Source organism: Nonomuraea sp. NPDC003201 (genome assembly GCF_053590415.1).
Window position 1 is genome coordinate 1 of record NZ_JBSFTC010000304.1, and the last position, 12,523, is coordinate 12,523.

The following is a 12,523-nucleotide window of genomic DNA, read 5'->3' on the forward strand; positions in this document are numbered from 1 at the left end:
AAGCGCGCGCCCCCCTAAACCCCCCCCCGCCCCAACCTTCCAACCCCCCCACCGGCCCGTTCAAAAACGCCGGCCGCCCGGCCCGGGGGGGGGGGGGGGGGCCCCCCCGCCCCCCGCCACGGCCCAGCCGCTCGATTCCCCCTGGGACCAGGTGCCCGCGATCCTGGCCAGGATCGTGCCGCCGACCTTCCCTGACCGCACGTTCCCGATCACTGATTACGGTGCCAAGCCGGACAACTCCACCGACTGCACGGCCGCCTTCCGCTCCGCCATCGCGGCCTGCAACGCGGCTGGCGGCGGCACGGTGCTCGTGCCCGGCACCGGCAAGTTCCGCACCGGCAAGATCCACCTGCTGTCCGGCGTGCGGCTGCACGTCGAGGCGGGCGGCACCATCCGGTTCAGATCGGACGCGGGCTCGTACCTGCCGACGGTCTTCACCCGCTGGCAGGGGATCGAGTGCTTCAACTACTCGCCCTTCATCTACGCCAGGAACCAGACCGACATCGCCCTGACCGGCACCGGCACGATCGACGGGAACGCGGCGGCCGGGCCCTGGTTCGGCTTCGACGACCAGCGCGGTCCGGACTGGGACCGGTTGCAGCAGCAGGCCGTGGACGGCGTGCCGGTGGAGCAGCGGCAGTTCGGCGACGGTCACTTCCTCAAGCCGAACATGATCCAGTTCTACGGCTGCCGGAACATCCTCGTCGAGGACCTGGACATCAGGAACCCCGCGATGTGGACCATCCACCCCGTCTTATCCCGAAATATCACGGTCAGGCGGGTCAAAATCTATAGCCGGGGCGCGATGGTGGACGGCGTCGACCCCGAATCCTCGTCGGACGTGCTCATCGAGGGCTGCACGTTCGACACCGGCGACGACGGCACCGTCATCAAGTCGGGCCGCGACACCGACGGCCGCCGCGTGGGCGTGCCGTCCACCGACATCGTCATCCGCGACAACACCTACTACGGCCGCTGGGGCGCGATCACGGTCGGCAGCGAGATGTCCGGCGGCGTCCGCAACGTCTTCGCCGAGAACAACCGCATCCTCGCCGGCTCCAGCTACCACTCGTTCTACGCCCTCTACCTGAAGACCAACAACCGGCGCGGCGGGACGGTCGACGGCGTGCACGTCCGCAACCTGACGGGCGGCCCGTGCGACCGGGGCGGCTTCTACATCGACATGAACTACAGCCTGACCGGCCCCGGCAACGGCCCGATCGTGAACCCGGTCATCCAGAACATCACCGTGGACGGCCTGAACATCGCCGGCTCGCCGTTCGCGATCAAGCTGTCGGGCTCCGCCGCCAGCCACATCCGGAACGTCACGATCGCCAACAGCACCTTCACCCAGATCGACACCCCCGCCCCGCAGCTCTCCAACGCCGACAACGTCGTGCTGCGCGACGTCCGCATCAACGGCGTCCTGTACGGGGGCTCGCCGCCGGGCAACCGGTACGAGGCCGAGAACGCGACGATCTCGCAGGGTGTGGTCGAGTCCAACCACGCCGGCTTCTCCGGCACCGGGTTCGTCAACTACGACAACGTGGCCGGCTCGTACGTCGAGTTCGCCGTGAACGCCGTCGCGGCGGGGACGGCGACGCTCACCCTCCGCTACGCCAACGGCACCACGGCCAACCGGGCGATGGACATCGCGGTCAACGGCACGGTCGTGGCGGCGGGCAAACCCTTCAACGGCACGGGCGCCTGGACCACCTGGCAGTCCACGACGGTCTCCGCCCAGCTGGCCGCCGGCGCCAACACCGTCAGGGCGACCGCCACCACCGCGAACGGCGGCCCCAACCTCGACTACCTGGAGGTCCAATGAGCGTGACCCGTCGCCAGCTCGGGGCCCTGGTGGGGGCCGCGTTCCTCGCCCCCGCCCTGCCCGCCAGGCCCGCCTCGGCCGGCACCTTGACCGTCGCCCCCGCCTGGAAGCTCATGTGGGCGCCCGACCCGGCCGCCGTCGGGCTGGGCGCGTTCGAGACGATCGAGGACGACCGCGCCGACTCGCATCCGGCCGGGCAGCCCCACATCTACGCCGAGGGCAACGCCTTCCGCTTCAACATGCACACCGCCGACCGTGACACGTCGACGGACCGGCAGCGCCAGGAGGTCACCGGCAACCGGAACCCGGACGGCTACCTGCGCTGGCTGACGGGGGAGACCTGGCGGGTCACGTACTCGATGTACATCCCGAGCTCGCTGAAGGCGACGACGACCTTCACCCACATCAGCCAGACCAAGATGCCGGGCACCGGCACCAGCCCGATCACCGTCACGTCGCTGCGCCGCGTGAACGGCGTCCAGACCATCGAACACAAGATCTTCGAGTCCGACACCCTGGTGGGGCGCACCGAGCTCGAGCCGCTGCACGACAAGTGGATCGACGCCGAGTACGAGATCAAGATCGGCGACGGCGGCTCGGGCTCGGTGCGGTGGGTCCTGCGCAGCGGCGGCGCCACGCTCGTGGACGCCACCAAGACCGGCGACACCTTCCTCGGCGACCGGGTCCGCCCCAAGTGGGGCATCTACCGCTCGCTCGGCGACACCTCCGGCTCGCTGCAGAACTGCTACCTGCTGCTGCGCGACATGCGCGCGTACAAGCAGGTGCAGGCCACCGCCACCCGGCTGGAGGCGGAGAACGCCACGATCTCGCAGGGCGTCGTCGAGTCGAACCACGCGGGGTTCTCCGGCACCGGGTTCGTCAACACCGACAACGCCGCGGGCGCCTACGTGGAGTGGCGGCACACCGCCGCCGCGGCCGGTCCCGCCACGCTGACCGTCCGGTACGCCAACGGCACGGGCGCCGACCGCCCCGCGGACCTGGCCGTCAACGGCCGGGTGGTGGCCTCCGGCCTGTCATTCCCCGGCACCGGTGCCTGGACCACGTGGGCGTCCCGGAGCGTGGTCGCCGACCTCGCCGCCGGGGCCAACACCATCCGCCTCACCGCCGCCACGGCGGGCGGCTGCCCGAACCTCGACTATCTGGAGGTGGTCCAGTGACGATCTCCCGGCGCGACCTGATCAGAGCGGGCGGCGTGCTCCTCGTCGGCACCGGCACCACGGGCGGGCCCGCGTACGCCGAGTCCGTCGCCCCGGGTGCGGCGGGCTCGGCCACCGCCACCGCCACCGCCACCGCCACAGCCACCGCCACCCCCACGGCGGCGTCGCCGTGGGACCGGGTGCCCGAGATCCTCGCCAGGATCGTCCCGCCGACCTTCCCCGACCGCACGTTCACGATCACCGACTACGGCGCCAAGCCGGACAACTCCACCGACTGCACGGCCGCGTTCCGCGACGCCGTCGCCGCGTGCAACGCGGCGGGCGGCGGCCGCGTGGTGGTGCCGTCAGGAACGTTCCGCACCGGCAAGATCCACCTGCTCTCGAACGTCAACCTCCAGGTGAACGGCACCATCAGGTTCCGCACGGACCCCGGGTCCTACCTGCCGACGGTGCTCACCCGCTGGGAGGGCATCGAGTGCTACAACTACTCGCCCTTCATCTACGCCAACGGCCAGACCAACGTCGCCATCACGGGCACGGGCACGATCGACGGCAACGCGCCCGCCGGTGACTGGTCGTCGTGGGGGAGCGGCGGCGCGGACCGCGACCAGCTCCGCTCCTGGGGCGCGGACGACCACCCGGTGGCGCAGCGCCAGTTCGGCAGCGGCCACAAGCTGCGGCCCAACATGATCGGCCTCTACAACTGCACGGCGGTGCTCGTCGAAGGCGTCAACCTGCGCAACCCGGCGATGTGGACCCTGCACCCGGTCTACTGCACCAACGTCACCGTCCGGAACGTCACCTTCTACTCCACCAACTCCCAGGGTGACGGCTGCGACCCCGACTCCTGCACCGACGTGCTGATCACCGGCTGCAAGTTCGACACCAACGACGACTGCGTCCCCATCAAGTCGGGCCGCGACCGCGACGGCCGCCGGGTGAACCGCCCCTCGCAGAACATCGTGATCCAGAACTGCAAGTTCAGCGGCAGGTGGGGCGGCGTGACCATCGGCAGCGAGATGTCCGGCGGGGTCCGCGACGTGTTCGCCGAGGACTGCGAGTGCAACGCGCCCGACTTCCCCGGCCGCTACCCGGTCAAGTACGCCCTCTACGTCAAGACCAGCTTCAACCGCGGCGGCTTCGTGGACGGCGTGCACCTGCGCCGCATCACCGGCCACGACCTGGAGCGCAGTGCCCTGTACGTCACGCTCAACTACGAGACCTCGGGCTCCCTGCCGCCGGTCGTGCAGAACTTCACCGCCGACGGCCTCACGATCGACGGCGCGGCGCAGGCGTACGACCTGGACGGCCGCCCGACCGACCACATCAAGAACGTCACGATCTCCAACAGCACGTTCACCGGGATCACGACGGCCACGCCGACCGCGTCGAACGTCGACAACCTCGTGCTGTCCCGGGTGAGTGTCAACGGCAAGGACATCTCCAACACCCAGCCGCCGGCCGGGACGCGGTACGAGGCCGAGGACGCCGTGATCTTCCAGGGCGCCGCCGAGTCGAACCACGTCGGCTACTCCGGCACCGGCTTCGTCAACACCGACAACGTGGCCGGCGCCTACGTCGAGTTCGCGGTGAGCGCGGCGGCGGCCGGCAGCAGGTCCCTCACGATCAGGTACGCCAACGGCACGAGCACCAACCGGCCGTTCGCGGTCACCGTCAACGGCGCCGCCGCCGGATCCGCCGTGAACGCCCCCGGCACCGGCGCCTGGACCACCTGGGTGTCCGCCTCCGTCACCGTGCCCCTCGTCCCCGGCACCAACGCCGTCCGGCTCACCGCCACCACCGCCGGCGGCCTGCCCAATCTCGACTACGTGGAGCTCCAGCCATGAAACCGCTCGCCCGAGCCCTGCTGGTGTGCGCCCTCGCCCTGCTCGGAGCCGCCCCCCTCCCGGTGAACCCGGCGCACGCGCTCGCCGAGTTCAACGTGCGCGACTACGGCGCCACCGGCAACGGCTCGACCAACGACGACGACGCCATCGACCGCGCCATCAACGCCGCCAGCGCGGCCCCCGGCGGCACCGTCGTCCTCCCCTCCGGCCGCTACCGGGCCCGCACCATCCACCTGAAGTCCAACGTCACGCTCAGGCTCGACTCCGGCGCGACCCTCCTGGCCGCGAGCAGCGGCATGGACGCCGCCGAGTCCAACCCCAACGACGACTACCAGGACTACGGCCACAGCCACTTCCACAACTCGCTCATGTGGGGCAGCGGCATCACCGACTTCCACATCACCGGCACCGGCACGATCGACGGCGACGGCAACCTCATCACCGGCAACCCGTCCTCCGGCCAGGCCGACAAGGCGCTGACCCTCACCGAGTGCTCGAACGTCAGCCTCGAAGGCGTCACGTTCCGGCGCGGCGGCCACTTCGCCGCCCTGATCAACGGCTGCCACGACGTGACGATCGACAAGCTCAAGACGATCAACTCCAGCAGCGGCGTGCGCGACGGCATCAACCTGATCAACAGCTGGAACGTCACCGTCACCGACAGCCGCATCGAGGCCAGCGACGACGCCCTGGTGTTCAAGAGCGACTACGCGCTCGGCCACACCTACACCAGCCAGAACGTCCGCGTGCGCGACACCACCGTCTATTCGCACGAGAACAACGCGCTGCAGTTCGGGTCGGAGACCTGCGGGAGCTTCCGCGACTTCCGGTTCGAGAACATCACCGTGCTGGGGGCGGGCAAGGCCGGGATCGGCATCGTGTCCATGGACGGGGCGATCATCGAGGACGTCCACTACGACAACGTGACGCTCACCAAGACCACGTCGCCGTTCTTCTTCAAGATCGGTGAGCGGAAGCGCTGCCCCGGCTCGCCCCCCGCCGGACGGATCCGAAATATCACCATCTCCAACGTGACCGGGACCAACCTGACCGCGCCCGTCGTCACGAGCACCGTGGGCGCCTCCGACTACACCAGCACGCTGACCGGCACGCCGTCCGTGGACCTCGGCCCCGGCATCACGTTCCAGAACGTCGACCTCACCGTCCCCGGCGGCCACCCCGCCTCGGAGGCCACCCGGGTGCCCGGCGAGTTCCTCACCACCTACCCGCCGCGCGACTACGGCGCGCGCCCCTCGTACGGCTACTGGATCAGGCACGCCACCGGCATCACGCTCAACGGCGAGACCCGGTTCGACGACAACGACAACCGGCCCTACGCGATCGCCGACGACGCCTCCGACGTGCAGGTGAACGGCGTCGTCGCGCAGCGCGGCAGCGGCAGCGCCTACGACGTCGGGTTCAGCGGCGTCAGCGGCTACGCCGTGCGCGACAGCGCCGACACCTCCGGCGGCGCGCTGCGCGTGCGCGCCACCAACTCCACACCCGTCCCCGGCACCCCCGACAGCCTGTACGCGGAGGCGGAGGCGGGCACGGTCACCGCCCCCATGCAGACGGCCGCCGACCAGGCCGCGTCCGGCGGCTCGTACGTGACCGTCGCCGCCGGCAACAACAGCAAGTCCAGCGCGCCCTCCACCGGCTGGACGACGATCCCGTTCACGGTCGAGCACGACGGCACGTTCGCCGTCTGGGCCCGCGTGATTGCCGCCAACGACGGCGACGACTCGTTCTGGGTGCGCTCGGGCACCGGCTCGTGGACGAACTGGAACAACATCCCGATCGGCACCTCCTGGCACTGGGCCAAGCTGCCCGTCACGTACGACCTGGCGGCCGGAGCGCGCACGATCACCTTCGCCTACCGCGAGGACGGCGCCCGCCTGGATCGGGTGGCCATCAGCAGTGACCCCGCGTTCAACCCCGGATCCTAGGAGGCGCACCATGAGACGCACGGCGACGCTCGCCGTCCTGGCGCTCCTGCTCGGCCTGCTCACCGCCCTCCCGGCGCGGGCCGACCTGCAGCACCCGCGCCAGGCGTTCCTGCGCAACTCGATCGCCGGCCTCTTCCTGCACTGGGGCGAGCGGACCTCGCCGCAGCACACCAGTTGCAGCGCGTGGGAGGCCGACGTCACCAACGGCGGCTGGAGCGCCTCCTACTGGGTGAACGAGGCCAAGAAGCTGCACGCCCAGTACATCGTGCTGGCCACCTTCCACAGCCGGCTCGGCTACGCCCGGCCGTACCCGTCGGCGATCCCGGGCTCCTGCCGCACCACGCGGGACTTCCTCGGCGAGCTGATCGACGCCGCCGACGCGCAGGGCCTGAAGGTCATCAACTACATGACCGACGACCCGCAGTGGCACAACGAGGGCCTGTCGTCGGGGTCGTGGCTCAACTCCTCGGCCTTCTCCAGCTACGTCGGCCACGACGTGGACCTGACCACCCGCGACGGGTTCGGCGAGTTCAGCTACCTGCAGTTCTTCGAGCAGATGCAGCGCTATCCCAAGCTCGCCGGGTTCTGGATCGACAACGACAACGCCTACTGGGAGCGCAACGACCTCTACGCCAAGATCTACCAGCAGCGCCCCGACATGACGATCTCGAACAACAACGAAGACACGCCGATCATGGACATGATCAGCAACGAGCAGAAGACCGGCATGACGCCGTCGTACGACTACCCGCAGGCGGTCTACACGGCGCTGCCCCGGCTGATCGAGGCCGACTTCAAGCTGCCCACCGGCGGCCCCTGGTGGTACGGCGGCTCCGACCAGGCCGTGGACCGCAAGCTCACGCTCGGGCGGCTCATCACGAACGCGGGGTCGTCGATCAAGGCGCTGATGGCCGAGACCGCCATGGTCAACGGCAAGTTCCCCGCCCAGCAGGTCAGCTTCAACAACTTCGCGAACACGTACCTGGAGGAGATCTGGGAGTCGCTCGGCGGCACGGAAGGCGGCGGCTACATGTTCGGCGGGCTCAAGCCGGGCTTCTGGAACAACGGCGCGCACGGCGTGACCACCGTCGCCAAGGACGACCCCAACCGGCACTACATCCACGTGATCACGCCGCCGTCCGGCAGCACGCTGGCGCTGCGTGACAACGGCTACCGGGTCGGCTCGGTGACGAACCTGCGCACGGGCGCGCCGGTCGCGTTCACGCAGTCGGGCGGCACGCTGACGCTCAGCGGGATCTCCGGTTGGGACCAGTACGACACCGTCTTCAAGGTCGTCACCAGCGGCCGTCAGGGCATCTACACCGGCGTCACGCTGTCGGCGAGCTCGTCCACCAGCGGCCACGGCGCGGCGGCGGCGGGCGACGGGAACTACCTGACCTACTGGGACAGCGACGCCGCCGAGCCCGCGCGGCTCACCTTCGACCTGGGGTCCGCCAAGCCCGTCCAGTATCTAGCGTTCAACCAGCGGGAGGACTCCACCGTCTACCCGTCGTCCGGGTCGGCGCGGATCTCCGGCTACCAGGTGCACGTCAGCAACGACGGCTCGACCTGGGGGAGCGCGGTCAAGACCGGGACCGTGCCGAACGCCCGCGGCGTCCAGTTCATCGACCTGAGCGGGGTCACCGCCCGCTACGTCCGGCTCTCCAAGACCGGGCACCACGGCGTCGCCCGCTGGCGGGTGGACGAGGCGTGGGTCGGCGGCCAGTACGCGGGCGGCGGCGGCTCCACCGGCACCCGCTACGAGGCCGAGAACGCGACGATCTCGCAGGGCGTCGTCGAGTCCAACCACGCGGGCTACTCCGGCACCGGCTTCGTCAACGGCGACAACGTCACCGGCTCCTCCACGGAGTGGACGATCAACGCGCCCGCGGCCGGAACCGCCACGATCGCGCTGCGCTACGCCAACGGGACGACGACCAGCCGCCCGGCGGCCGTCACCGTGAACGGCGGCGCCGCCCAGAACCGCGACTACCCCGGCACCGGCGCCTGGACCACCTGGGCGACCGACACGTTCACCGTCCCGCTCAACGCCGGGGCCAACACGCTGCGGGTCACCGCGACGACCGACGGCGGCAACCCGAACCTCGACTGCATCGACGTCACGACGGGAGGCGCCTCATGAGGGCGTTAGTCGCGGCACTGGCGCTGGCCGCCACGTGCCTCACCCTGCCCACGGCACCGGCCGCCGCCTCGGACAACGGGCTGTCGATCAGGCCCGCGATGGGCTGGAGCAGCTGGAGCTTCGTCCGCCGCTGGCCCGACGAGACCAAGATGAAAGCCCAGGCGGACGCGCTGGTGAGCAGCGGGCTGGCCGACAAGGGCTACGTCTACGTCAACCTCGACGACTTCTACCAGAAGTGCGACTCCAACGGCTTCGTCGTCGACGACTACGGCCGCTGGGCGGTCGACACCGCCAAGTTCCCGTCCGGGATCAAGGCGCTGGCCGACTACGTGCACGCCAAGGGGCTGAAGTTCGGCTTCTACGTCACCCCGGGCATCGCGAAGAACGCCGTCACGGCCAACAAGCCGATCGAGGGCACGTCGTACCACGCGCAGGACATCGCGGACACCTCGCAGACCCACAAGAACTACAACTGCAAGAACATGTACCGGCTCAAGTACTCCCACCCCGGCGCGCAGGCGTTCATCAACTCGTGGGCCGATCAGATGGCCTCGTGGGGCGTGGACTACCTCAAGATCGACGGCGCGGACGCGTCCACGGTCGCGGACGTGGAGGCGTGGGACAAGGCGCTGCGCCAGACCGGCCGGCCGATCAACTTCGCGCTCTCCAACAACCTGCCGATCGCCCAGGCCACCACCTGGAAGCGGCTGGCCAACAGCTGGCGCACCCAGGGCGACGTCGAGTGCTACTGCGGGTCCGGCCCGAACGGCAGCGGCTACCCGCTCACCGACTGGTCCCACGTCGTCAGCCGGTTCAACTCGGCCGCCTCCTGGCAGCAGTACGCCGGTCCGGGCGGCTGGAACGACTACGACTCGCTGCAGATCGGCAACGGCGACCAGGTCGGGCTCACCGCCGACCAGCGCCGCTCGCACATGACGCACTGGGCGATGGTCGCCAGCCCGCTGCTGCTCGGCACCGACCTGACCGCGCTCACCTCCGTCGACCTGGCGATGCTGAAGAACGACCGGCTCATCGCGGTCAACCAGGACGGCGTGGCCGCCCAGCGCGTCGTCAACAGCGGCGTCAACCAGGTGTGGCGCAAGCGGGAGACCAACGGCGACTACATCGTCGCGCTCTACAACACCGGCACGTCGGGCAACTCCACGGTGAGCGTCACCTGGGCGCAGGCCGGCTTCACCGGCCCGGCCGCCGTCACGAACCTGTGGTCGGGCGCCTCCGAGGGCACCGTCGCCTCCTCCTACAGCGCCACCCTGCGCCCCGGGGAGACCCGTCTCATCCGCGCCCGGCCGGCCGGCGCCGCGACCCGTTACGAGGCCGAGAACGCGACGATCTCCCAGGGTGCCGCCGAGTCGAACCACTCCGGCTTCTCCGGCACCGGGTTCGTCAACGCCGACAACGTGACCGGCTCGTACGTGGAGTTCACCGTGAACGCCGCCGAGGCCGGCTCGCGCAGCGTCACCATCCGGTACGCCAACGGCACCTCGGTGAACCGGCCGATGACCGTCGCGGTGAACGGCGCCGCCGTCCAGACCCGCGACTTCCCCGGCACGGGCGACTGGGACACCTGGGCGGACGCCACGCTCACGGTGTCGCTGAACGCCGGGGCCAACACCGTCCGCCTGACGGGCACCACCGCCAACGGCGGACCCAACGTCGACTACCTCGACGTCTCCTGAGACGTCCGCTGAACGGAAGGAACGCCTGTGCACCCCCCACGCTTACGCCGCCTCGTCATCCTGGCCGTCGCCTGCCTGGCCGTCACCGGTCTGGTCGCGTTACCCGCCCGGGCCGCGACCGTGCGGTACGAGGCCGAGAACGCCACCAACGTCCAGGGCGTCGTCGAGTCCAACCACGCCGGGTTCTCCGGCACCGGCTTCGTCAACAGCGACAACGCCACGGGCCCGTACACCGAGTGGACGGTGAACGCGCCCGCGGCCGGCACCGCCACCCTCGCCATCCGCTACGCCAACGGCACCACCACGACCCGCACCACCGACGTCTCGGTCAACGGCACGGTCGTCTCGGCCGGGCGGACGTTCGGCCCCACCGGGGCCTGGACCACGTGGGCCACCTCCACCCTGACCGCCACGCTCGCCGCGGGCGACAACAAGATCCGCGTCACCTCGACGGCCTCGGGCGGCAACCCCAACCTCGACTACCTCGAGGTCACCATGGCCGACGCGCCCGCGACCGAGTACCAGGCCGAGGCCGCCACGCTGTCGGAAGCCTCGGTGGCGACCAACCACACCGGCTACACCGGCTCCGGTTTCGTCGACTACGTCAACGCCGTGGGTGGCTACATCGAGTGGTCCGTCAACGTGGCCGAGGCCGGCACGCACACCCTCACGCTGAGGTACGCCAACGGCACGACCGTCAACCGGCCGATGACCGTCGCGGTGAACGGCGCCGCCGTCCAGACCCGCGACTTCCCCGGCACCGGCAGCTGGGACACCTGGGCGGACGCCGCGCTGACGGTGTCGCTGAACGCCGGGGTCAACACCGTCCGCGCGACCGGCACCACCGCCAACGGCGGCCCCAACGTGGACCGGCTCTCGGTCAGCGGCTCCGGCGGGCCCGACGGGCAGGCGCCGACCGTGCCCGCGGACGTCCGCGTCACCGGCACCTCGGCCGCCAGCATCACCCTGGCCTGGACGGACTCCGCCGACAACGTGGCCGTCACCGGCTACCGCGTCTACGAGGGGACGACCGTGGTCACGACCACGCCGACGGCCGGCGCCACGATCGGCGGGCTCACCGCCGGGTCCACGCACACGTACACGGTCACCGCGATCGACGCGGCGGGCAACGAGTCCGGGCACAGCGCCGCGGCCACCGGCACGACCGGCAGCGGCGGCACCGGGCCGACTGCCGACCAGCTCCTCGCGAAGGTGACCGCGTGCAGCCAGATCTCCAACGGCAAGTACAAGACGGACTCCGACGTGAGCTCGGCGACGGTCGCGGTGTGCGAGAAGACCGGGGCGGTGTTCTGGAAGGGCGACATGGACATCGACTGCGACGGGGTGCGCACGACGCAGTGCAACGAGAACACCGACTGCTGCTTCCAGCCCGACACGGCCTGTCACACCAGCGGGGACTCGCCGCTCAACGCGGCGCAGCTCGCGTACATGGTGGTGCCGAGCTCCAGCTCCATCTGGGACTACCGGACGAAGGGCATCGGCTGCGGGACCGTGGTGGCGATCGTCTACAACGGGCAGGTGGAGTACGCCGTGATGGGTGACACGGGGCCGAGCGGGATCATCGGCGAGGCGTCCTACCGGACGGCGGCCGACCTCGGCATCAACCCCGACCCGAGCAACGGCGGCACGGACACCGGCGTCACGTACATCGTCTTCACCGGCTCCGGCACCAAGGTCCAGACCATCGAGAACCACACCCAGGCGGTCAACTTGGGCCGCACGCTGGCACAGCGTTTCCTCGACCAGAACTGACGCGCGGCGCCGCACTCTTGCGGCGCCGCCAAACCCCCCACCATTACCGCTGCGCACGGTGGGCCCCGCGCCGATAGATCGGAAGAGCGGCGTGGAGGGAAAGAGGGGATT

General features: G+C 70.2%; 7 protein-coding genes. All 7 read left to right on the plus strand.

From position 1 onward, the window contains the following. The first annotated feature begins 151 nt into the window (after positions 1-151). From ACWDX9_RS50885 to ACWDX9_RS50915, 7 genes are read left to right on the plus strand one after another with little or no spacing between them, the layout of a single operon-like run. Complete coding sequence (locus ACWDX9_RS50885; protein WP_449968725.1) at positions 152-1,828, plus strand: glycosyl hydrolase family 28 protein; 1,677 nt, start codon at positions 152-154, stop codon at positions 1,826-1,828. After that, a complete protein-coding gene (locus ACWDX9_RS50890; RefSeq protein ID WP_449968727.1) occupies positions 1,825-3,006 on the plus strand; it encodes a CBM35 domain-containing protein in 1,182 nt (393 codons plus the stop codon). Before ACWDX9_RS50885 ends, ACWDX9_RS50890 begins: the two co-directional genes overlap by 4 nt. Beyond that, positions 3,003-4,853 carry a glycosyl hydrolase family 28 protein gene (locus tag ACWDX9_RS50895; protein WP_449968730.1) on the plus strand — a complete coding sequence of 617 codons (1,851 nt, stop codon included), beginning with the start codon at positions 3,003-3,005 and terminating at the stop codon, positions 4,851-4,853. Before ACWDX9_RS50890 ends, ACWDX9_RS50895 begins: the two co-directional genes overlap by 4 nt. Further along, positions 4,850-6,799, plus strand: coding sequence for a glycoside hydrolase family 28 protein (locus ACWDX9_RS50900; protein WP_449968732.1), 1,950 nt, complete (start codon positions 4,850-4,852; stop codon positions 6,797-6,799). Before ACWDX9_RS50895 ends, ACWDX9_RS50900 begins: the two co-directional genes overlap by 4 nt. A 10-nt stretch (positions 6,800-6,809) precedes the next feature. Next, complete coding sequence (locus ACWDX9_RS50905; RefSeq protein WP_449968734.1) at positions 6,810-8,942, plus strand: discoidin domain-containing protein; 2,133 nt, start codon at positions 6,810-6,812, stop codon at positions 8,940-8,942. Beyond that, on the plus strand, positions 8,939-10,639 hold the full coding sequence (locus tag ACWDX9_RS50910; RefSeq protein ID WP_449968737.1) for a CBM35 domain-containing protein: 1,701 nt from the start codon (positions 8,939-8,941) through the stop codon (positions 10,637-10,639). Before ACWDX9_RS50905 ends, ACWDX9_RS50910 begins: the two co-directional genes overlap by 4 nt. Before the next feature lie 27 nt (positions 10,640-10,666). Further along, on the plus strand, positions 10,667-12,412 hold the full coding sequence (locus ACWDX9_RS50915; protein ID WP_449968740.1) for a CBM35 domain-containing protein: 1,746 nt from the start codon (positions 10,667-10,669) through the stop codon (positions 12,410-12,412). The last annotated feature ends 111 nt before the right edge of the window (positions 12,413-12,523 follow it).